Origin of the sequence: Streptomyces tanashiensis, assembly GCF_014648895.1 — a bacterium.
GTDB lineage: Bacteria > Actinomycetota > Actinomycetes > Streptomycetales > Streptomycetaceae > Streptomyces > Streptomyces tanashiensis.
This window is the reverse complement of the sequence record NZ_BMRZ01000024.1, coordinates 68,765-89,365: the sequence shown is the minus strand read 5'-3', so window position 1 is coordinate 89,365 and position 20,601 is coordinate 68,765. Positions and strand designations below refer to the sequence as shown.

The following is a 20,601-nucleotide window of genomic DNA, read 5'->3' as shown; positions in this document are numbered from 1 at the left end:
CACGGGGGACCTTTCGAACGTAAGGTCCGGGCCCCGCCCAGCCCGTGTCCCGGCCGTCCCGGGACGTCCCGGGTCGTTCTTGAGCGCCGCCGCGGCCTTCGGGTCTCACACGTCGCGGCGTCCGACGGCCACGAAGGCCACCGTCACCGCGACCGCCGCCCAGGCCGCGTACACCGTCCACGCCCCGCCCGCGGTCCACGGATGGTCCACCGGGACCGGCGACACCCCCACCTCCGTCAGCCGCTTCCACGCGCCCTGCGGCAGCGCGTGCAGGAACGTCGCTCCCCAGCGGTCGCGTTCGTCCATCAGCGCCGGCAGCAGGAGCAGCACCCCGGTGAGGGAGACGATCGTCGTCGCCGTGTGCCGCAGCAGCGCCCCGAGACCGAAGCCGGCGAGCGCGCAGACCGGCGCGAGGAGCGCCGACGCGGCGACGGCCCGCAGCACGCCCGCGTCGCCGATCGCCATGCCGACGCCCCGGTCGTCGAGCACGGCCTGCGTGGCGGCGAACGAGACCCCGGCGACCAGCGCCCCGATGGAGCCGGTGGCGAGCGTGAACACCATCGCCCCGCCGAGCGTGAACGCGTCGCGCATCGCCCAGATCGGCACGAAGAGTTCCTTGATGCCGTACGGGTAGTCCGGGTAGTTGCGGTGGTCGGCGAGGGTCGCGTTGAGGTTGACGCCGAGGGCGGCGACCGCGCCGACGGCGAACGCCCAGGGCGTGGACCGGAGCGACCACAGCTTCATCCACTCGGCGGCGAGCAGGTCACGGAAGCGGGCGGGCATCAGCGGTACTCCACACTGTCGGCGGTGAGCTCCATGAACGCCTCTTCGAGGGAGGAGGCGCGCGCGGTCAGTTCGGCGAGCGGGACACCGTGCCGGAAGGCGAGGACGCCGACCCGGTCCGCGTCCGTGCCGGTCACGGTGAGGGTCCCCGCCTCCCCCCGCCGTACGGTCGCGCCCCCGGCCGCCAGGGCGTCGGCGAGGCCCGGGGCGGCGGCCGGGTCGGCCGTCCGCACCGTCACGCTCCGGCGGGTGCCGCGCGCGGCGAAGTCCGCCGCGCTCTCGGCCGCGATGAGCCGGCCGCGGCCGATGACGACGAGGTCGTCGGCGGTGTGCTCCATCTCGCTCATCAGATGGCTGGAGACGAACACCGTGCGGCCCTCGGCGGCGAGCCGCCGGAACAGGCCCCGCGCCCACCGCACGCCCTCCGGGTCGAGTCCGTTCACCGGCTCGTCGAAGAGCAGCACCGGCGGGTCGCCGAGCAGCGCGGCGGCGATCCCGAGGCGCTGCTTCATTCCGAGCGAGTAGCCGCCGATCCTCCGGCGGGCGGCCTCCGCGAGGCCGACCTCCTCCAGGACCTCGGCGGCCCGGCGGCGCGGGATGCCGTTGGTGCGGGCCAGCGCCGCGAGATGGGCCTCGGCGGTCCGCCCGCCGTGCACGTCGTGCGCGTCGAGGAGCGCCCCGACGTCCCGCAGCCCGCGCGGCAGCTCCCGGAAGCGCCGCCCGCCGACGGTGGCGGTCCCGGACGTCGGCTCGTTCAGCCCCAGGATCAGCCGCAGCGTCGTCGACTTCCCGGCCCCGTTGGGCCCGAGGAACCCCGTCACCCGGCCGGGCCCCACACCGAAACCGAGGCGGTCGACGGCGAGGCGCCCGGCGCCGGGACGGCCGTAGCGCTTGGTCAGTTCGTGGACTTCGATCATGCGGCCCACGGTGCCGGGACCCACGCCCCCGGCACATCGGCCCGGCGACCACAACCCGTGCGCGGGGGTGGCCCGGGGGCGTACGCCCGCGGGCCGATGTCCCGGTGTACGCCCGCGCCTACGATCGGGGCCATGCCCGCCACCCCGACCGACCGCCCGTCCAGCGGGCGGGTGCCGCCGCCCCTCGCGCGGGGCGCGGCCTTCGCGCCCGGACGAGTGCGAGCGACCCTCGCCAGGGGCGCGGCCCTCGCCAAGGGCGCGATCGTCTCCCGAGGCGCGGCCCTCGCCGCAGGCGCGGCCGGCTCCCTGGACACGACCCTCGCGCCCGGACGGGTCGCGGCGGCCCTCACCTGGGGCGCGGCCGTCGCTCACCCCTTCCTGCTGATCACCGCCGTGCGGACCGGCCCCTACCACTCCACCGAACTGCGGCTCTTCCTCAGCGCCGTCGCCGTGGGCCTGACCCTGCCCCTGGTGCGCCGCAACCCGCTCGCGGCGCTCGTACCGCTGCTCGCAGGGCTGTTCGCCGTGGCGACCACCCGGCCGGACGCCGCGCTCCTCGCCCTCCCGCTGCTCGCCGCCGACGCCGTCGTGGGCCGGATCGCCGCCCTGCGCCCGTTCCGCGTCCTGCTGCCCACCGCGCTCGGCGTGCTCGCCGTGCAGATCGCGGCCGCGACCTACACCACCTCCGGGCAGGACGTCTTCGTCAGCACCGTCGTGGCCCTCGCGCTCGCCCTGCTCACCGCCGGGCTCCTCGGCCGTTCCGTACGGATCCGGCGCGACCACACGGCGCAGCTGCGCGCCGCGACGGCCGCCGAGGCGGTCGCCGCCGAACGGCTCCGGATCGCCCGCGAGCTGCACGACGTCGTCGCCCACAGCATCGGCGTCATCGCCATCCAGGCGGGCGTCGGCCGCCGGGTCATCGAGACCCAGCCCGCCGAGGCCCGCCAGGCGCTCGCCACCATCGAGACCACCAGCCGGGAGACCCTCGCGGGTCTGCGCCGCACCCTGGGCGCACTGCGGGGCGCCGACGCCGACGGCCGTCCCGCGCCGCGCGACCCGGCGCCCGGCCTCGCCGACCTGGAACGGCTCGCCGCGTCCACGGCGGACGCGGGGGTACGGGTCGAACTGCGGCACCTCGGCAACCCCGACGTCTCCCTCCCGCCGGAGGTCGACCTCGCCGCGTACCGGATCGTGCAGGAGTCCCTCACCAACGTCGTCCGCCACGCGGCCACCTCCACCTGCCGGGTGACGGTGGAGCGGCGCACCGACACCCTGCTCGTCGAGATCGCCGACGACGGCCGCGGCGCGCCCGGCGCGGACCACGGGGGCGGCTACGGCCTCGTCGGGATGCGCGAGCGCGCCGCGCTCCTGGGCGGCAGCCTTTCCGCGGGCCCCCGCCCCGGCGGCGGCTTCCACGTGACCGCGCTGCTGCCGCTGCCCGCCGACCGCCCGCATCCGGGCCCGAGCCCACGTACGACCCCGGGTCCGGGTCCGAGCCCGAGTTCGCGTCCGGGTCCGGGTCCGGGTCCGAGCCCGACCCCAAGCCCAAGTCCGAGCCCAAGCCCAAGCCCAAGCCCGAGCCCAGGTCCAAGTCCAAGTCCAAGCCCGAGCCCGAGCCCAGGTCCAAGCCCGCGTCCGGAAGGACCCCCCGCCCCGTGACCCCCCGGATCCGCGTCCTCCTCGTCGACGATCAGCCGCTGGTCCGGGCCGGGCTGCGCGTCCTCATGGCCGACACCCCCGACATCGAGGTCGCCGGGGAGGCCGGCACCGGCACGGAGGCGGTCGCGATGGCCCGGGAACTCGGGCCCGACGTGGTGGTGATGGACGTCCGGATGCCCGGCATGGACGGCATCGAGGCCACCCGGATCGTCACCGCCGGCCCCGGCGCGCCCAGGGTCCTCGTCCTCACCACCTTCGACGACGACGAGTACGTGTACGGCGCGCTCCGCTCCGGCGCGAGCGGCTTCCTCGTCAAGGACATGGCCCTCGACGACATCCTGTCCGCGATCCGGGTGGTCGCGGCCGGCGACGCCCTGATCGCGCCGGGCGTGACCCGCCGGCTGATCGAGGAGTTCGCGGCGCGGCCCGAGCCCCGGGCGGTACGGGGCGTCCCGCGCGGCCTGGACGGGGTCACCGGGCGCGAGCGGGAGGTCCTCACCCTCGTCGGCCGGGGCCTGTCGAACGGCGAGATCGCGGAACGGCTCCACATCAGCGCGGCCACCGCGAAGGCGCACGTGGCGCGGCTCTTCTCCAAGCTGGACGCGCGCGACCGGGTGCAGCTGGTGATCCTCGCGTACGACGCGGGTCTCGTGCCGTGACACCATCGGTGCCGTGCTCGACATCGGCTACTCCCTCTCGCGTCGCTTCCCCGACCCTCCGCAGACCGACTACCGGCGCGCGGACGTCCACGCGCTGCGCCACGACCTGTTCTGCGGGGACGTCTACCTCGCGGACACCGAGGCGGACCGCGAGGTGTCCACAGCCTGGGGATGGGTGCCGGTGCTCGACTTCGCGTGGGCGCTGTGCGACATCGTCGAGCAGCTCGACCAGGACCCGCGCGGCAGCCGCGCCGCGCAGCCGCAGTACGCGGAGCTCGACTTCACCGAGTCCACGGACCGGATGCTCTTCGAGCGCCGCTTCGGATGGGTGGACGTCGAGGCCGACTGGATGCCCGGCGACGAGCCGCCGGTCACCTTCAACCACGCCGAACTGCGGCGCGAGGCACGCGACTTCCTGCACGACCTGATCGCCGACCTCACGGACATGCACGACGGCCTCGCCGACAACCCGGCGATCTGGACCCTCCAGTCCCGCTTCCCCCGCGTGCCGTAGCACCGGGCCGCGCCCCGCCCTCGCGGGCGCGCGTCCCTCACTCCTCCACCCGCACCCCCAGCCGCGCCGCCAGCATCGGCGCCAGGTCCAGGAGCTGGGGCGGGGAGATCACGGCGCCCGCCAGGGACTCCACACCGCGCGCGATCTCCAGGCGCTGCACCCCGCGCAGGTCCACGTCCGTGAGCCGCGCCCCCGTGAAATCCACGCCCGTGAGCACGCAGTCCACGAACTCGACCCGCTCCAGGACCGCGCCCCCGAAGTCCGGCTCGCTCAGCACGCACCCCTCGAAGACGACGTCCCGCAGCTTCGCCGCCCGCAGGTTCAGGTAGTCGATCTTGCCGCCCCGGACGACGACCCTCTCCAGGACCGCCCCGTGCAGCTGCGCCCCGCCGAGCCGCGCCTCCACGACCTCCACGTCCCGCAGCTGGGCCCCGGCCAGCTCCGTGCCCACCCCCCGTACCCCCGTCAGCACCGAGTCGAGGAACCGCGCTCCCGTCAGGCGCGCCCCGTCGAGCCCGCACTCCCGCAGGGCGCAGTCCAGGAACCGGGCCCCCTCGCCCGACTGGCCCGTCAGGTCGAGCCCGGCCAGTTCGAGGCCGTCGTAGTCCCCGTCCGGTTCGAGCCCGTCCCCGTACGCCTCCAGCGGAGGCAGCCGGACCTCCGGCCGCCGCGCCCCCGCCACCTTCTTCTTCCGATTCGGATCCCGATCCGCACGCGTCGCCATGCCCCCATCGTGATGTACGCCACTGACAGTGCCCCCGATGTCACATCCGCGGCCCCGCCCTCCGTCCCCCAGGAGAAGCGATACGAGGGAGACGGACACATGCGGAAGCTCACGATCATCGGCGGCGGCTTCGCCGGACTGACCGCCGCCATCACGGCCGCCGAGGCCGGCACCAGGGTGACCGTCCACGAGGCGCACCGGACGCTCGGCGGGCGGGCGCGCACGGCCGAGGGCCCGTACCTCACCAACGAGGGCCCGCACGCCCTCTACAGCGGCGGCCCCCACTGGACCTGGCTCAAGCAGCGCGGCCTCCTCGGCCCGCTCGCCCCGCTGCCGGCCGCCGAGGCGGCCCGGTTCCGCTTCCACCGCGCCGGCGCCCTGCACCGCGTTCCGCCGCTGGGCCTGCTGCGCCAGGCCCTCCGGACCGCCGAGCAGGCCCCCGTCGACGTCGACTTCCGCACCTGGGCCACCGGTCTCGCGGGCGAGCGCACCGCGCGCGTGGCCGCCGCGTACAGCGGGGTGGCGCTCTTCCACCACGACCCCGGCTCGCTCTCGGCCCGCTTCGTCCAGGAGCGGCTGCACCGGGCCGCCTCCCTGCCGCCCGAGGCGCACTTCGTCCGGGGCGGCTGGGGACAGCTCATCGACCGGATGGCCGCGCGCGCGTGGGAGCTGGGCGTGCGGATCGAGACCTCGTCCCGCGTCGACGACCTGCCGCTCGACGGCGGGCCGGTGATCGTCGCGACCGCGCTGCCCGCCGCCGCCCGGCTCCTCGGCGACCCGTCGCTGGCCTGGGAGAGCGGCCGTACGGTCCTGCTCGACCTGGCGCTGCGCACCCGGAAGGGCGACCCGTTCGTGGTCTCCGACCTGGACGCGCCCGGCTGGGTCGAGCGGTTCACGGCGCAGGACCCCTCGCTGGCCCCGGCCGGGCAGCAGCTGATCCAGGCGCAGCTGCCCATCGGCCCCGACGCGTCGAAGGCGGAGGGCGTCGCCCACGCCGAGCGGCTGCTCGACCTCGGTTTCCCGGGCTGGCGCGAGCGGACGGTGTGGCGGCGGGAGGCCGTCTCCCAGGGCCGTACGGGCGCGGTGGACCGCCCGGGCACCACCTGGCGCGACCGGCCGGCCGTCGACCGGGGCGACGGGGTGTACCTGGTGGGCGACCAGGTCGCGGCGCCGGGCGTGCTGTCGGAGGTGTCGTTCACGAGCGCCGTCGAGGCGGTGTCGCTGGCCCTGCGCGCGGACCTCGTGGGCCGCCACCACCAGCACGGGCTTGACCTCAAGCGCGCTTGAGGTCGGAGGCTGTACGCGCCGGTCCGGTCCGGAGCGGGTGCGCACCGGACCGCAGGGCTGCGCGCCCGCTCCGGTTCATCCGTACGACGACAGGGGAAACGTCATGCACGCCATCCGCCTCCACGCCTTCGGCCCCGCCGAGAACCTCACCCACGAGGAGACGCCCGACCCCGTGCCGGGCCCCGGCCAGGTCCGCGTCCGCGTCGCGGCGGCCGGCGTGCACCTCCTCGACACGGCCCTCCGCGAGGGCGCCACGGGCCCCTTCCCGGCGCCCGCCGCACTCCCCACGATCCCCGGCCGCGAGGTCGCCGGCACCGTCGACGCCCTCGGCGAGGGCACCGACCCGTCCTGGCTCGGCCGGCGGGTCGTCGCACACCTCGGCATGAACCCCGGCGGCTACGCCGAACTCGCCGTCACCGACGCCACGCGCCTGCACGCCCTGCCCGAGCACCTCGGCGAGGCGGAGGCCGTCGCCATGATCGGCACCGGCCGCACGGCCCTGGGCATCCTGGGCTTCACCGAGCTCGGCCCCGACTCGGTCGCGATCGTCCCGGCCGCCGCCGGCGGCATCGGCACCCTGCTCGTCCAGTACGCGAAGAACGCCGGCGCCACCGTCATCGGCCTCGCCGGCGGCCCCGCGAAGGTCGCCCTCGTCGAGGCGAACGGCGCCGACCTGGCCGTCGACTACAGGCGTCCCGACTGGCCGGAGAAGGTCCGCGCGTTCCTCGGCGACCGCACCGCCACCGTCGTCTTCGACTCGGTCGGCGGCGACACCGGCCGCGCCGCCGTCGACCTGCTCGGCAAGGGCGGCCAGCACCTGGTCTTCGGCTGGTCCGGCGCAGGACTCCACGACGGCGAACCGCTCACCTTCACCCCGGCGGAACTCGCCGAGCGCGGCATCACCTCGGAGTCCGTCCTCGGCCCCGTCATGATCCAGAAGGCGGGCGGCGACATCCGTACGCTCGAACTCGCCGCCCTCGACGCCGCGGCCACCGGCACCCTCCGCCCCGCGGTCCACCGCTTCCCGCTCGCGGAGGCGGCGGAGGCCCACCGCGCCCTGGAGAACCGGGGCACGACGGGCAAGGTGGTCCTCATCCCCTGAGGACCCGGAGGCTCCTGAGGGTCACACCCCGAGGACGTCCCAGGAGTGCGCCTTGAACTCCTTCACGAACTCGGGGTGGTCCTCCCACATCCGGGCGATGGAACGCAGCACGTCCCAGTTGTGCTCCAGCGCCTGGTCGACGACCTGGCGCAGCTCCGGCGCCGTCTCCCGCTTCTCCACGAGCCCGTTCACCGCCGAAGCGGCCTGCACGGTGTAGCGCAGGGCCCGCAGCGCCCGCGACGTGTCGTCCATGCCGAACCCGTGGTCGCTCCCGTTCGCGGGGTCGAAGAGCGGCGTCAGCCGCGCCTCGATGAAGCCGGTGATCCGCTGGAACCGCTGCTCGATGTCATCCATGCCTCTTTCCTACACCGTCGCCCCGCCGAGCTCCGCCAGGGCCCCGTCCGTCAGCCGGTAGACCGTCCACTCGTCCTGCGGGCGGGCGCCCAGGGACTCGTAGAAGTCGATCGAGGGCTTGTTCCAGTCGAGAACCGACCACTCCAGGCGCTCGTAGCCGCGCTCGACGCAGATCCGGGCCAGTTCGCGCAGCAGGGCCTTGCCGTGGCCGCCGCCCCGGGCCTCCGGGCGGACGTACAGGTCCTCCAGGTAGATGCCGTGAACACCGCGCCAGGTCGAGAAGTTGAGGAACCAGAGCGCAAAGCCCACCGCCTCGCCCGACTCCGTCTCGGCGATGTGCGCGAAAGCGGCGGGACGCTCGCCGAACAGGGCCTCGTGGAGCTGCTCGGGCGTCGCGCGGACCTCGTCGAGGGCCTTCTCGTACGCGGCGAGGTCACGGATCAGCGCGTGGATGACGGGGACGTCGGCAGGAGTGGCTGTACGGATCATGGGGCCAGCCTGCCCCGGGTCAGGCCCTTCTGGCCAGCAGAATTCGTGCGGCGGCGACCTGCTCGGGGTCGAGGCCCGGCTCACCGTCCTCGACGTCCCACAGACCGTTCTGCAGGACCCGGCCCAGCGTCCACGCGGTCGCGCGCCGCCGGTCGCCGACGACCTCCGCGAGGAGGTCGAACCGCCACAGAAACCGCTCCGGATCGAAGCGGTCCATCAGGGCCGGGAGCAGGTCGAAGCCGGGGTCCCCGGCGAGCGGCTTGGGGTCGATCGCCAGCCAGGGCTCCCGCGCGCCCGCCAGGACGTTCCCGAAGTGCAGGTCCCAGTAGAGCAGCCGGTCCCCCGGCTCCCCGGCCACCTCCCGTACGGCCGCCGCGCAGTCCCGCAGCACCGCCGCGTCGTCGGCGCCGAGCCGCGCCACGGCCTCCGGGACGTCGGCGAGCATCCCGGCCGCGATGTCCCCGAGCGTCCGCAGCCCCTCCGGGGCGGGGACGGCGACCAGCCGGGCGAGCAGGTCCGCGACGATCCCGAGCGCCTCGTCGGTGTCCTCGACCGTCGACAGCGGCCGGGCCTCGTCGAGCCGCTCCAGGAGCATCGTCCCGGTCGCGCCGTCGTGGTCGAGGAGCCGCACCGCGCCGGCCCCGTCCCAGACGCGCAGACCGACCGGCTCCCCCTCCGTCTCCTCGTCCAGGAGCTGCATCTTCAGGGCCGCGCGCGTGCCGTCCGCGTCCCGCCGGACCGGCAGCACCAGCGAGGCCATCCCGTACATCGAGGGCCCGGTGACCCTCAGCCCCCACCGGCCGAGGAACTCCTCGACCCGCTCCGGCAGCCCGGCGACGAACGCCCGCCCCGCCTCACCGTTGTACTTCGTCTGCGACTGGACCAGTTCCTCCGGTACGTGAATCACCCCACGACCCTAGACATCCGCGTCGCGCGGCGCCTTCGAGAATCCGGCGCGCGGGTCCGCCGAAGGACCTGTATCCAGGAAGCGGAGGCCACCGGTAACGTCCCGCCCACGCATCCGGAATCCAGGGGTACACATGAGCACGGTCAACGGCGGCATATCGTTCTGGTACGCGCAGGAGGGCGCCCCCGCGCCCCGCGAACCGCTCCCCGGCGACACCACCGCCGACGTCTGCATCGTCGGCGCCGGATACACCGGCCTGTGGACCGCCTACTACCTCAAGAAGGCCGTCCCCTTCCTCAACATCACCGTCCTCGAAGCCAAGTTCTGCGGGTACGGCGCCTCCGGGCGCAACGGCGGCTGGCTCTACAACGGCATCGCCGGCCGCGACCGCTACGCCCGGCTCCACGGCCAGGAGGCCGCCGTCCGCCTCCAGCAGGCCATGAACGCCACCGTCACCGAGGTCCTCGACGTCTGCGAGACCGAGAAGATCGACGCCGACCAGCACCGCGGCGGCGTCCTGGAGGTCGCGCTCTCCCCCGCCCAGCTCGCCCGCCTCAAGGCCTTCCACGCCGCCGAGCTCGCCTTCGGCGAGAGCGACCGCGAGCTGTACGGCGCCCGCGAGACCGCCGACCGCATCCGCGTCGCCGGAGCCGTCGGCTCCTCCTGGACCCCGCACGGCGCCCGCCTGCACCCCGTCAAACTGGTCAAGGGCCTCGCCGACGCCGTGGAGGCCCTCGGCGTCACGATCCACGAGTCGACGCCCGTCACCGAGATCAGGCCGAAGCACGCGATCACCCCGTACGGCACGGTCCGCGCCCCGTACGTGCTGCGCTGCACCGAGGGCTTCACGGCCTCCCTCGCGGGGCAGCGCCGCACCTGGCTCCCCATGAACTCCTCCATGATCGCCACCGAGCCCCTCACCGACGCCCAGTGGGAGTCCATCGGCTGGGACGGCCGCGAGACCCTCGGCGACATGGCCCACGCCTACATGTACGCCCAGCGCACCGCCGACGGCCGCATCGCGCTCGGCGGCCGGGGCGTCCCGTACCGCTTCGGCTCGAAGACCGACAACGACGGCCGCACCCAGCCGCAGACCGTCGAGGCGCTCCGCGAGATCCTGGTCCGCTTCTTCCCGCAGCTCGCCGGGGTCGGGATCGACCACGCCTGGTCCGGCGTCCTCGGCGTCCCGCGCGACTGGTGCGCCACCGTCACCCTCGACCGTTCCACCGGCCTCGGCTGGGCCGGCGGCTACGTCGGCTCCGGCGTCGCCACCGCCAACCTCGCCGCCCGCACCCTGCGCGACCTGATCCAGCAGGACTCCGGCCAGTCGGGCCCCACGGACCTGACCGCCCTCCCCTGGGTGAACCACAAGGTCCGCAAGTGGGAGCCGGAGCCGCTGCGCTGGCTCGGCGTCCAGACCATGTACGCCGCGTTCCGGGGCGCCGACCGGCGCGAGGCCACCGCCCACTCGGCTGCGACGGACCGCGTGGCGGTCCTGGCGAACCGCCTGAGCGGCCGCTGAACGACGTCCGGGTGGGGGCACGCGGCCCCCACCCGGACGCACGGGCATCCGTCGGGAGGGACCTACTCCACCTCGATGCCGAAGTCCCCCACGAGCTCCTCCAGACCGCCCCGGTACCCCTTCCCGCCGAGGACGAAGTCCCAGTCGCCGCCGGCCCTGCGCCGGAACGAGCCGAGGACGAGCGCCGTCTCCCCCGGCCGCCCGTCGGACACCTCCAGACGGTCGAGCTCGACACCCGAGTCGTCCCGCAGCCGGATCCCGGCCTCCGTGAACCCGCCCAGGTCGGCCTCGGGGTTCACCTCCGGGTCCACGGCCGCCACCAGGACCAGCCGGTCCGCCCGCGCGGGCAGCGCGTCGAAGCCGACCCGCACGGCCGCACGGTCGCCGGGCGCGGCCGCCACCATGGCCACCGAACCGTCGGGCGTCGCCGGGTTGTTGAAGAAGACGAACCACTCGTCGCCGAGGACCCTGTTCCCGGCACAGACCAGCGCGCACACGTCCAGGGCGGCGGACCCCGACCACACCATCCCGAGCAGGTTGAAGTCCTCGGCGGCCTCGGCGGGAGCGGAGGCCGGGGCCGGCGCGGGCACCGCCTCCGGCGCGGTCCCGCCCAGCCGGCCCCGCAGACCGTGCTGGTGCAGCAGATCCACCAGCTCGGTCCCCGATATCAGCGTCAGCGGCTTGCCGTTGGCGAAGGTGTACGAACCGGGCCCGAACTTCGAGGTGGTGACGAGCACGCCCTTGTTGGCCCCCTTGTCCTGCACGGTCCCGAACAGATCCCGTACCGCGCTCGGCGGCACCGTGTTCCGGTACCGCTTGACCTGCACCACGATCGACCCGCCGCTGATCGGATCGGGATCCAGCGCCTGGACGTCGACCCCGCCGTCACCCGACCGCTGCGTCGTGACGGCCTGGAGCCCCCGCGCCCGGAACAGCTCGGCCACGAGCCCCTCGAAGGCGATCGGATCCATGGCGAGCAGATCGGGCTCCTCCCCGTCCCCCTGCACCACGACATCGGAACCCACCTGATCGGGCGTCACCAGCGCTGCCACCGGCACCCGTTCCTCCGGTCTGGCCGAGAGCCGCCCGGCCAGGGCACCGGTCAGGCACTCGACGGCCCCCACGAGCTCCAGATTCAGCCGGTCGAACACCGGCCGCTCCACCACGACCGACGCGACGCACACGCGCGAGGCCAGCCCGGTGGCGGGATCGACCCCGCCGACGTACCCGTTCAGCGCCACCCCGTCGAGCGACCCGAACCGGTCCGCCGCGAACAGCTCCCGCACCGCGAGCAGCACGCTCTGCGCCAGCACGTCCCGGTACAGCGCCCGCCGCTGCGTCACCGGCCGCGGGACCTCTTTCTCCTGGTCGGTGCTCGGCAGGTACTTGACGCCCTTGGCCTCGGGAACGACCTCGTACCCGGGCAGGTCCCAGTCGAGGACGAACCGGCGCCCGGACCGGTCGTAGGCGGCCGACACCTCCCGGGGGAACCCCTCGGGCCAGGCCGTCGACGCGAAGAGCACCGCGGTGAAGTACTCGACGACCGTGTCGGCCTCCCCGCCCCGCAGGGCCGCGACCGTCCCGTCGACCCCGCTGTTGTGGGCGCGTATCTCGGCACGGCGGGCCGCCGCCCAGGCGTCGTACGCGCTGCGGTACGCCGCCAGTTGCTCCACCCGCCGCGCCTCGGCGGCCTGCGCCGCGTACCAGTCGTGCTCGAACCTGGCCCGCGCGTCCCGCTCGGCCTGGGCGCGCCCGGACGCGGTCCAGGCCTCCTGCGGCCGGTAGAACCGCTGGTCCGGCATGGCGACGGGCTCCCCCAACGGCCCGGGCGCGAAGGGCTCCACGTCCTCCTCCCGCCGCAGCGACTCCACGCCGAAGGCGGGCGCCCGGCAGCCCTCCGCGAGCAGCGACTCCAGGAGGGCCACCCGCTGATCGAGCTCCTGCGTCCGCCGCAGGGCGTCGGCGTCCCGCTGCTGCCGGTAGGCGGCGCGCTGCTCCCGCTGCATGCGGGCGACGTCCCGCTCGTACGCCCGCTGCGTCCGCTCGGCGTCCCGCTGCTGCCGCAGCACCGCCTGGTGCTGGCCCTCCCGCTGCCTCTGCGCCACCCGCTGCTGCTCGGCCCACACCCCGATCAGCCCACCGGAACGCCGACTCATCAGACACCCCTCCCACACACGACCCACGCCACCGGTACACCCCCGTGACACCCAAGTGTCAGGGACCGCGGCGGGCCGGGGCACGCGAACGGCGGATCAGCCGCGCGGCAGCGTCACCACATGACTCGCGCCGGCCGGCGAGTAGTTCCCGGCGTCGTCGTAGGTGCGGGCCCGGTACTCGTAGGCGACCCCGTCGGCGGCCTGCGGGGCGCAGACGGAGACCTTGGCCGGGTCGAGGCGCGGGTCGAACGCCTTGTTCAGGACGACCGACCACGTGGTCGTCCCCTCCGCCCGGCGGGCGATCTCGAAACCGCTGAAGTCACGGATCGGGGCGGGGGTCCAGTCGGTGGCGGTCGCCAGGACACCGCCCGTGCAGGACCCCACGGTCAGATCCGGGGCGGAGGCGGGGGCGATGCCGTCGGGGACGGCGAGCCACAGCTCGTGGGGCGCCGTGGCGTCGAGCCAGTTCGGGCTGTACGTGGTGGTGCCGCCGTCGTTGGTGACGAGGACGCGGTAGTGCCGGGTCTCGCCGTCGGCGGCGAGGGGGGCGGTGGTCCAGGTGCTGCCCTTGGTGGTGCCGAGCGGGACCCAGACGTAGGAGCCGTCGACCCGGTCGTTGCTCAGGACCGTGTAGTGGTCGAAGTGCGGCTCGGTGTTGAGGGGCCACTTCAGGGTGACCCTGCGGGTCGCCTTGTCGAAGGTGCCGGTCAGGGAGGTGACGACGGGCAGCGGACGCACGAGGGCGTCGGCGCTGCCGGCCGAGGTGTTGCCCGCCCTGTCCTTGGCGCGCACCTCGTAGTAGTAGGGCGTGCGGTCGTCGGGGTTCACCAGGGGGTCGGTGAAGCTGCGCCCGGTGGTGGAGGCGGTGACGGTCGTCCAGGTGCCGGAGCCGACGGCCCGGCGGTGGAGGGAGTAACCGGCGAGGTCCATCTCCTTGTTGCCCGCCCAGGAGACGGTCGTCCTGCGGGAGGTGGTGTTGTAGGCGGTCGTCACGCCGGTGGGGGCGAGCGGCTTCACCTTGTCGTACGTGGCCGAGGTCCGGGGCGTGTAGCTGAAGGAGACCTTGGCGGCGCCGCTCCAGTTGGCGTGGTCGACGCGGACGGTGTGCCGGCCGGCGGGGACGGTGAGGTTGACGCTCCGGGAGCGCGCGGTGTCGCCGGTGTTCGCCCACAGGTCGATCTTCCGGACGCCGTCCAGGTAGACACGGGCGCCGTCGGTGGCGGACACGGTGAAGGTGAAGGGCCCGCCGGAACCGAAGTCGCGGGACACCCACCAGCGGACACCGAAGTTGTTCGTGTGCACGCCGGCGGCCGGACTGCCCGGCCAGCTCTCGGCGACCGTGGTGTCGCAGTCGGTCTTCACGGGCGTCCCGGAGAACGAGGTGTTCTTGTAGAACGTCCGCAGGGGGACGTTGGCCGGGCAGACGACACTGGCGGCGGCCGCCGGCGGGGCGACGACCACCAGACCACCGAGGAGGGCGGCGGACATGACGCCACCACCGAGGGCGGCGACGAGGCTCTTCGAGGACACGGGGACCCTTCACACGGTACGGAAACTCAGCACGAAGACTCCCACCCCACCCCGAAGGTTGCCCCGCCCCTCCCCTTCTCCCCGGAAGGGCTCAGAAGATCAGGTTGTAGGTGTTCCAGCCGCCGCCGACGAGGGTGCGGGTCGAGCCGGGAACGGTGGTGCCCCAGGAGTGGTAGGGCGAGGACTTGCGCACGCCCTGGTGGAGCCAGAGCTTCCCGGCGGCGTCGCGGGCGACCAGGTCGGGATTCTCGTCACGTCCGAGCTCCGTCGTACCGGCGAGGGCGGTGTAGACGTTCCAGCCGCCGCCGACGCGCTGCCTCGGCTCGAAGGGCGCACAGGGGGCGCAGCCCTGGAGGTCGTACTTCCACAGCACGCCGTCCTTGTCGCGGCCCAGGATCCCGCCCCAGTTGCCCGGCATGGTCAGCGCCGTGTAGGTGTTCCAGCCGCCGCCGACCCGCTTCCGCTGTCCGAAGACGTGGTCGTACGACCACAGCACGCCGTCCCTGTCCCGGGCGACCAGACCGTAGTGGCTGTTGCCGACGAGGGAGGTGTAGACGTTCCAGCCGCCGCCGACCCGCCGCCGCGGTGCGAACGGGGCGTCGGGCTTGCCGGTGCCCGTGTAGTACCAGAGCACCCCGTCCCGGTCGCGGGCCACGAGGTCGCCGTACCCCGCGGCGGTCGGGCTGTCCACCGGGGTGACGGCGGTGTACGCGTTCCAGCCGCCGCCGACGCGCTTGCGCGCGGCGAACGGCCTGGTGACGTCGCCCGTGCCCTCGTACCGCCACAGCACGCCGGACTTGTCCCGCGCGTGCACGGTGCCGCGCTGCCCCGGTGGAGGCGTCCCGGGGACGAAGTCGAGGCCGACCGTTCCCCGAGCCACCACCGCGCCCGTGCTGTCCTTCAGCTCGACCCGGGCCTCCTTGTCGACCAGGGCGTCCGCGGTCCGGTCGGCGTCCAGGGTGACGGTGTAGGCGAGGGTACCTGCGGCGGTCACCGTCGGAAGGTCGAGAGACGGCGGATCCGCGTCCTGCGTGTCGTGCATGAAGGGCATGTTCCACCGGCACGCGCCGTACGCGACGCCGTTGACCGAGCAGGTGGAGCGGACCACGTTCTCGCTCACCGGCGAGTTCCCCGCGATCTCGAAGAGCTTGGTGGACAGGTGGAGGGCCCCGGTCACCGGACCCCGCACCCCCGCCGGCAGCGAGGCCGTGAACCGAAGCGTCACCGCCCCTTCCTCACCCGCCGGAACGGCCACCGGACCGCCGTTCTGGACGACCGTCCCGACCTCCGCCACCGCGGTGCCGGCGGCCGGCGTCGCGGGCGCGGCGAAGGCCGCCGATCCCCCGAGCGTCACCGGCGCCAGCGCGGCGATCAACGCCGCCGCCACCACTGCCGTACGCATACGTGCCACGAAATCCTCCTCGGCCCCCGGATGCGGAGGCACCTGGTGCTGACGGAAGCGCCGACCCGCTTCCCGTGCACCCGTTCGACCCCGTGACGCCGCAGAAGGTTGCAGGCCCATGCGAAAGGACCGACGCCGGGGAATCACGCCCCTGCGCCGGCCCTTCGTCCGGAGCCCCCTGTCGGGTTCGAACCGACGACCCCCGCTTTACAAGAGCGGTGCTCTGGCCAGCTGAGCTAAGGAGGCAGCGAGTGCAGTGTAACCAACGCGGCCCCGGCGACGGTCGGAAATCTCACTGGCCCGTGAGTGCTGACAGATCGGGCACCGGCAGGTAGCGTCACTTGCGGTTCACCCAGGTGGACTAGACCTCAATCCTTCCTTTACTCGGATCGTCCGGCACGTTCCTGCCGGTGAAGGGACGCATCACCATGGCTTCCGTCACGTTCGACAAGGCCACCCGGGTCTACCCGGGTGCCACCAAGCCCTCCGTCGACCAGCTCGACATCGAGATCGCGGACGGCGAGTTCCTCGTTCTCGTCGGCCCCTCCGGCTGTGGCAAGTCGACCTCCCTGCGCATGCTCGCGGGTCTCGAGGACGTCAACGCCGGCTCCATCCGCATCGGTGACCGCGACGTCACGCACCTGCCGCCGAAGGACCGGGACATCGCGATGGTGTTCCAGAACTACGCGCTGTACCCGCACATGACCGTCGCCGACAACATGGGCTTCGCCCTCAAGATCGCCGGCGTCAACAAGTCCGAGATCCGCGCCAAGGTCGAAGAGGCCGCGAAGATCCTCGACCTCACCGAGTACCTGGACCGCAAGCCGAAGGCGCTCTCCGGCGGTCAGCGTCAGCGTGTCGCGATGGGCCGCGCCATCGTCCGCGAGCCGCAGGTCTTCCTCATGGACGAGCCGCTGTCGAACCTCGACGCCAAGCTCCGCGTCTCGACCCGTACGCAGATCGCGGGCCTCCAGCGCCGGCTGGGCATCACCACGGTCTACGTCACGCACGACCAGACCGAGGCCCTCACCATGGGCGACCGCGTCGCCGTCCTGAAGGACGGTCTGCTCCAGCAGGTCGACTCGCCGCGCAACATGTACGACAAGCCCGCCAACCTCTTCGTCGCAGGCTTCATCGGCTCCCCGGCCATGAACCTGATCGAGGTCCCGATCGTCGACGGCGGCGTGAAGTTCGGCACGAGCGTCGTGCCGGTGACCCGCGACGCGATCGCCGCCGCCTCCGCCGCCGGCGACACCACCGTCACCGTCGGCGTCCGCCCGGAGCACTTCGACGTGCAGAGCGCGACGTCCAAGGACGGCCTGGCCGTCACCGTCAACGTCGTCGAGGAGCTCGGCTCCGACGGCTTCGTGTACGGCTCCACCCGCGTCGGCGGCGAGGACAAGGACCTGGTGGTCCGCGTCGGCGGCCGTGACGTGCCCTCCAAGGGCTCCACGCTGCACGTCGTGCCGCGCGCCGACGAGCTGCACGTCTTCTCGACCTCCACGGGTGCCCGCCTCAGCGACTGAGACCGGCCCCGAGCACTGCCGTACGGCCCCGCATCTGTTGCAGATGCGGGGCCGTTCGTTTAAACGGGCTTTCCCCGGAAAACCCCGGCATTCGGGGCCCCGCCGAAGCCCCCGCGTCAACACGGGATTCGAAAAGCCGCCTCGAACCATCCCTCGCGAGAGTGACTAAATGTCGCCATATCACTACCGGCCGCTACGCTCGCCTGCGTGACGCACACTGCCCGCCGAATCGGCCGCTCTCTCGCCCTCGTCCTGCCCGTCGTCCTGGTGCTCTCGGGAACGCTCGCGGTGTCCGCCGTTCCGTGGGCCGGCCAGGACTCCGGCACCCAGCTGACGGCGTCCTCCACGGAGGTCTCCGTCCGGGCCAAGTCCCGTGCCCCGCAGGATATTCTCCGCGACCAGCTCCTCGCAGAGCTTCAGGAGAAGGACCCCGGCACGGCCCTCACCCACCTCCAGCGCGAGGTGGAGAACCGGCCCTCCCTCGCCAAGCACTGCTTCTCCATCGCCCGCGCCCTCGGCCGCGCCGCCGTCGAGCACTACGGCCCCTCGCGCGCCCAGTCCTTCTCCCGCCCGGTCTGCGACACCTCGTACGCGACCGGCGTGATGCGCGCGAGCTGAACGGCCTGACGCATACCGGGCGCCTATCGTTCCCCGTATGCACACCACTCCGACGCAGGCCGTGGTCCTGGCGGGCGGCCAGGGCTCACGGCTCCGCCCGTACACCGACGACCGCCCCAAGCCGATGGTCGAGATCCCGGGCACCGGGACCCCGATCATCGGCCATCAGCTTTCCTGGCTGGCCGCCGAGGGCGTGACCGACGCCGTCGTCTCCTGCGGCCACCTCGCCGAGGTGCTCCAGGAGTGGCTGGATTCCGCGAACCTGCCGCTGAAGGTGACCACGGTCGTCGAGAGCGAGCCCCTGGGGCGCGGCGGCGGCCTCAAGTACGCCGCCGCGCACCTGCCCGCCCCGGACCAGCCCTGGTACGCCACCAACGGCGACATCTGGACCCGCTTCTCGCTGCGCGAGATGGCCGCCTTCCACGCGGAGCGCGACGCCCTCGCCACGCTCGCCCTGGCCCGCCCCAGGATCCCGTGGGGCGCCGTCGAGACCGACACCTTCGGGCACATCACCGACTTCATCGAGGCGCCGCCGTCCCCGTTCCTCATCAACGCGGGCGTGTACGTCTTCTCCGCGGCCTTCACGGAGCTCCTCCCCGACCTCGGCGACCACGAGCGGACCACCTTCCCCCGCCTCGCGCGCGAGCGGCGCCTGGCGGGCTTCCCGCTGCCCCAGGGCGCGTACTGGAGGGCCATCGACACCGCCAAGGACCTGACGGAGGCGGCCAAGGAGCTGGCCGCCCAGAAGGCCTGACGGGCGGACGTACGAGAAGGGCGGCACCGCCGGAGAAGCGGTGCCGCCCTTTCCCGTGCCCGTGGGTCAGCCCAGCAGGCCGCCGATCGGGTTCCGGGCGCCGCCGCCCGACGTCGAGCCGCTCTCGGGCGGGGTGCTGGTGGAGCCGGTCGAGCCGCCGCCCGACGTGCCGCCGGCACCGCCCGGGCTGTCGCTCGTGGACGGCGGGGGCGCCGGCTTCGACTGCGTCGGCGTACGGCTGCTGGTGCCGCCGGTGCTCGTCGTGCCCTGGGTGGCGGTCGGGCGCTGCTCCTGGGTCCGGGTGGACTCGCGGGTCGTCTCGGTGGGCCGGGCGGCCTCCTGGGTCTCCTCGCGCCGCGCGGGAGCCTCGGTGGTCGCGGCGGGCTTCGGCGCCGTGGAGGCGGCCTTCGAGGGGGCGCGGCGGGTCGGCTCCTGCGGGAGCGGCTCGCCGGGGAGGTGGTTGATCGGGTCGTCGTTGGGGCCCGGGACGGTGACCATCTCGGTGGAGCGGACGGCGCCGCCGAGGACGGAGCCGACGAGGAGGGTGAGGCCGACGACGACCGCGGCGAGGAGGGTGCTGCGGCGGGTGACGCGGCGGCGGAGGTCCCAGAGCTCGGCGCGGGGGCCGAGGGTGCGCCAGGCCTCGCCGGCGAGGCGGCCGTCGAGGGAGTAGACCGGGGCGCCGGCGATGATCAGCGGCGACCAGGCGGCGAGGTAGATGATGTCGGCGGAGTCGTAGACCGGGACGGTCTTCCAGCTGACCGTCAGGAGGAGGGCGGCGGAGAGCAGCCCGCCGACGACGGCGGCGACGCGCTGCCAGAGTCCGAGGACGGTGAGGACGCCGACGACGACCTGGAGGAAGGCGACGGTGAGTCCGGCGCCGACGGGGTGCTGGAGGGCGAAGTCCCGCAGGGGTTCGGCGAGGGCCCAGGGGTGGAGGGAGTTGAGCCACTTCACCATGGAGCCGCGCTCGCCGCCGTCGAAGTAGACGGGGTCGCAGAGCTTGCCCATGCCCGCGTAGATGGAGATGAAGCCGAGGAAGACGCGGAGCGGGAGGAGGACGACGCCGAGGTTCATCCGGCGGCCGGGGTAGTAGGCGTGCCGGACGTTGTCCTGCCCGTGCCGCTGGGCGGCCCGGCCGTGCGGCGCGTCGCTCTCGTACGGCTCGGTGGGCTCGGGCCTCAGGTCGTACAGCTCGTCGTAGGCGCCCTCGGCGCGGCGCATCGGCGGCAGCAGCGGGGCGGCCTCGGAGGGCACCACGGGCGTGGGCATCGTGGTGTCGATGCGCGGGATGGCCTGGGTGCTGCCGAGGTCGTGGCCGCCGCGGCCGACGGCCGGTTCGAGCGTGGAGACGGACGACTCGCGCACGGCCTGGAGCAGGCCGGTCGCGCCCGGCGTGGACTTCCCGGTCCACACCACGGGGCGACGGCGCGGGCCGCCCGCCGCGGCTGCGGCGGCTCCGGCGAGGGCGGCGGTGCGGGCACCGGCGCCGAACTTGGGCTGCGGGGCCGGCGCGAGCCGCACACGGAAGCTGGCGTGGTTCACGATCACCTGGGCGGGATCGGAATCCACTTTGACCATGCTCAGCGCGGGCTGATCGTCGAACCCCGGCCGGGGCGTTCTGGTGTCCACACTCATCTAACCGAGTGATGTGCGGTTAGGACACTGCCTTGACGGTTGCCAAATGTCCGAGGCCCG

19 protein-coding genes and 1 tRNA gene are annotated in these 20,601 nt (G+C 73.8%); 9 read left to right on the top strand and 11 right to left on the bottom strand.

Annotated features, from left to right (window positions below; genetic code table 11):
- Nucleotides 1-105 precede the first annotated feature (105 nt).
- Nucleotides 106-783, bottom strand: a complete 678-nt coding sequence (locus IE237_RS38290; RefSeq protein ID WP_189806821.1) for an ABC transporter permease — start codon at nt 781-783, stop codon at nt 106-108.
- The gene (locus IE237_RS38285) at nt 783-1,700 is read right to left on the bottom strand and encodes an ATP-binding cassette domain-containing protein (RefSeq protein WP_189806820.1); all 918 of its coding nucleotides are present in this window, start codon (nt 1,698-1,700) and stop codon (nt 783-785) included. The genes IE237_RS38290 and IE237_RS38285 overlap by 1 nt, the downstream gene beginning before the upstream one ends.
- A 132-nt stretch (nt 1,701-1,832) precedes the next feature.
- Here IE237_RS38285 and IE237_RS38280 point away from each other — a divergent pair, with 132 nt between their 5' ends.
- The 3 genes from IE237_RS38280 to IE237_RS38270 are packed head-to-tail and all read left to right on the top strand — an operon-like array spanning nt 1,833 to nt 4,532.
- A complete protein-coding gene (locus IE237_RS38280; protein ID WP_189806819.1) occupies nt 1,833-3,359 on the top strand; it encodes a sensor histidine kinase in 1,527 nt (508 codons plus the stop codon).
- A complete protein-coding gene (locus IE237_RS38275; RefSeq protein WP_229843991.1) occupies nt 3,356-4,018 on the top strand; it encodes a response regulator in 663 nt (220 codons plus the stop codon). Before IE237_RS38280 ends, IE237_RS38275 begins: the two co-directional genes overlap by 4 nt.
- Nucleotides 4,019-4,031: 13 nt before the next feature.
- Entirely contained in the window at nt 4,032-4,532 is a 501-nt protein-coding gene (locus IE237_RS38270; protein ID WP_189806818.1) for a hypothetical protein, read from the top strand.
- A gap of 37 nt (nt 4,533-4,569) precedes the next feature.
- On the opposite strand, the gene IE237_RS38265 is transcribed toward IE237_RS38270, so the two are convergent.
- Nucleotides 4,570-5,256, bottom strand: coding sequence for a pentapeptide repeat-containing protein (locus IE237_RS38265; protein ID WP_189806817.1), 687 nt, complete (start codon nt 5,254-5,256; stop codon nt 4,570-4,572).
- Nucleotides 5,257-5,355: 99 nt separating this feature from the next.
- Between IE237_RS38265 and IE237_RS38260 the strand changes: the two genes are divergently transcribed.
- Nucleotides 5,356-6,543, top strand: coding sequence for an FAD-dependent oxidoreductase (locus IE237_RS38260; RefSeq protein WP_189806816.1), 1,188 nt, complete (start codon nt 5,356-5,358; stop codon nt 6,541-6,543).
- Between the two features lie 103 nt (nt 6,544-6,646).
- The gene (locus IE237_RS38255; RefSeq protein WP_189806815.1) at nt 6,647-7,645 is read left to right on the top strand and encodes a zinc-binding dehydrogenase; all 999 of its coding nucleotides are present in this window, start codon (nt 6,647-6,649) and stop codon (nt 7,643-7,645) included.
- A 21-nt stretch (nt 7,646-7,666) separates the two neighbouring features.
- Here the strand turns inward: IE237_RS38255 and IE237_RS38250 are convergent, their stop codons facing one another.
- The 3 genes from IE237_RS38250 to IE237_RS38240 are packed head-to-tail and all read right to left on the bottom strand — an operon-like array spanning nt 7,667 to nt 9,395.
- The gene (locus IE237_RS38250; RefSeq protein ID WP_189806814.1) at nt 7,667-7,999 is read right to left on the bottom strand and encodes a hypothetical protein; all 333 of its coding nucleotides are present in this window, start codon (nt 7,997-7,999) and stop codon (nt 7,667-7,669) included.
- 9 nt (nt 8,000-8,008) lie between these two features.
- Nucleotides 8,009-8,488 carry a GNAT family N-acetyltransferase gene (locus tag IE237_RS38245; RefSeq protein WP_189806813.1) on the bottom strand — a complete coding sequence of 160 codons (480 nt, stop codon included), beginning with the start codon at nt 8,486-8,488 and terminating at the stop codon, nt 8,009-8,011.
- Between the two features lie 19 nt (nt 8,489-8,507).
- Nucleotides 8,508-9,395 carry an aminoglycoside phosphotransferase family protein gene (locus IE237_RS38240; RefSeq protein WP_189806812.1) on the bottom strand — a complete coding sequence of 296 codons (888 nt, stop codon included), beginning with the start codon at nt 9,393-9,395 and terminating at the stop codon, nt 8,508-8,510.
- A gap of 133 nt (nt 9,396-9,528) precedes the next feature.
- Between IE237_RS38240 and IE237_RS38235 the strand changes: the two genes are divergently transcribed.
- A complete protein-coding gene (locus IE237_RS38235) occupies nt 9,529-10,917 on the top strand; it encodes an NAD(P)/FAD-dependent oxidoreductase (RefSeq protein WP_189806811.1) in 1,389 nt (462 codons plus the stop codon).
- 62 nt (nt 10,918-10,979) lie between these two features.
- Here IE237_RS38235 and IE237_RS38230 read toward each other — a convergent pair whose 3' ends face one another.
- The 4 genes from IE237_RS38230 to IE237_RS38215 form a co-directional block, all read right to left on the bottom strand.
- Entirely contained in the window at nt 10,980-13,073 is a 2,094-nt protein-coding gene (locus IE237_RS38230; protein ID WP_189806810.1) for a restriction endonuclease, read from the bottom strand.
- Between the two features lie 96 nt (nt 13,074-13,169).
- Nucleotides 13,170-14,603, bottom strand: coding sequence for a PA14 domain-containing protein (locus tag IE237_RS41460; protein WP_189806809.1), 1,434 nt, complete (start codon nt 14,601-14,603; stop codon nt 13,170-13,172).
- Nucleotides 14,604-14,694: 91 nt separating this feature from the next.
- Nucleotides 14,695-16,014 carry a hypothetical protein gene (locus IE237_RS38220; protein WP_189806808.1) on the bottom strand — a complete coding sequence of 440 codons (1,320 nt, stop codon included), beginning with the start codon at nt 16,012-16,014 and terminating at the stop codon, nt 14,695-14,697.
- 163 nt (nt 16,015-16,177) lie between these two features.
- Nucleotides 16,178-16,251, bottom strand: a tRNA-Thr gene (locus IE237_RS38215).
- A 182-nt stretch (nt 16,252-16,433) separates the two neighbouring features.
- Here IE237_RS38215 and IE237_RS38210 point away from each other — a divergent pair.
- The 3 genes from IE237_RS38210 (at nt 16,434) to IE237_RS38200 (ending at nt 18,903) form a co-directional block, all read left to right on the top strand.
- On the top strand, nt 16,434-17,531 hold the full coding sequence (locus tag IE237_RS38210) for an ABC transporter ATP-binding protein (RefSeq protein ID WP_189806807.1): 1,098 nt from the start codon (nt 16,434-16,436) through the stop codon (nt 17,529-17,531).
- Nucleotides 17,532-17,738: 207 nt separating this feature from the next.
- On the top strand, nt 17,739-18,149 hold the full coding sequence (locus IE237_RS38205; protein ID WP_189806806.1) for a hypothetical protein: 411 nt from the start codon (nt 17,739-17,741) through the stop codon (nt 18,147-18,149).
- A gap of 37 nt (nt 18,150-18,186) precedes the next feature.
- Nucleotides 18,187-18,903 (top strand): nucleotidyltransferase family protein, encoded by a 717-nt coding sequence (locus IE237_RS38200; RefSeq protein ID WP_189806805.1) that lies wholly within the window; start codon nt 18,187-18,189, stop codon nt 18,901-18,903.
- A gap of 66 nt (nt 18,904-18,969) precedes the next feature.
- Here IE237_RS38200 and IE237_RS38195 read toward each other — a convergent pair whose 3' ends face one another.
- Nucleotides 18,970-20,541, bottom strand: coding sequence for a DoxX family membrane protein (locus IE237_RS38195; RefSeq protein WP_189806804.1), 1,572 nt, complete (start codon nt 20,539-20,541; stop codon nt 18,970-18,972).
- Nucleotides 20,542-20,601 lie beyond the last annotated feature (60 nt).

Coding starts and splice junctions, on each gene's coding strand:
- IE237_RS38290 (WP_189806821.1), bottom strand. CDS start 783: ATGCCCGCCCGCTTCCGTGACCTGCTCGCCGCCGAGTGGATGAAGCTG.
- IE237_RS38285 (WP_189806820.1), bottom strand. CDS start 1,700: ATGATCGAAGTCCACGAACTGACCAAGCGCTACGGCCGTCCCGGCGCC.
- IE237_RS38280 (WP_189806819.1), top strand. CDS start 1,833: ATGCCCGCCACCCCGACCGACCGCCCGTCCAGCGGGCGGGTGCCGCCG.
- IE237_RS38265 (WP_189806817.1), bottom strand. CDS start 5,256: ATGGCGACGCGTGCGGATCGGGATCCGAATCGGAAGAAGAAGGTGGCG.
- IE237_RS38260 (WP_189806816.1), top strand. CDS start 5,356: ATGCGGAAGCTCACGATCATCGGCGGCGGCTTCGCCGGACTGACCGCC.
- IE237_RS38255 (WP_189806815.1), top strand. CDS start 6,647: ATGCACGCCATCCGCCTCCACGCCTTCGGCCCCGCCGAGAACCTCACC.
- IE237_RS38250 (WP_189806814.1), bottom strand. CDS start 7,999: ATGGATGACATCGAGCAGCGGTTCCAGCGGATCACCGGCTTCATCGAG.
- IE237_RS38245 (WP_189806813.1), bottom strand. CDS start 8,488: ATGATCCGTACAGCCACTCCTGCCGACGTCCCCGTCATCCACGCGCTG.
- IE237_RS38235 (WP_189806811.1), top strand. CDS start 9,529: ATGAGCACGGTCAACGGCGGCATATCGTTCTGGTACGCGCAGGAGGGC.
- IE237_RS38230 (WP_189806810.1), bottom strand. CDS start 13,073: ATGAGTCGGCGTTCCGGTGGGCTGATCGGGGTGTGGGCCGAGCAGCAG.
- IE237_RS38210 (WP_189806807.1), top strand. CDS start 16,434: ATGGCTTCCGTCACGTTCGACAAGGCCACCCGGGTCTACCCGGGTGCC.
- IE237_RS38200 (WP_189806805.1), top strand. CDS start 18,187: ATGCACACCACTCCGACGCAGGCCGTGGTCCTGGCGGGCGGCCAGGGC.
- IE237_RS38195 (WP_189806804.1), bottom strand. CDS start 20,541: ATGAGTGTGGACACCAGAACGCCCCGGCCGGGGTTCGACGATCAGCCC.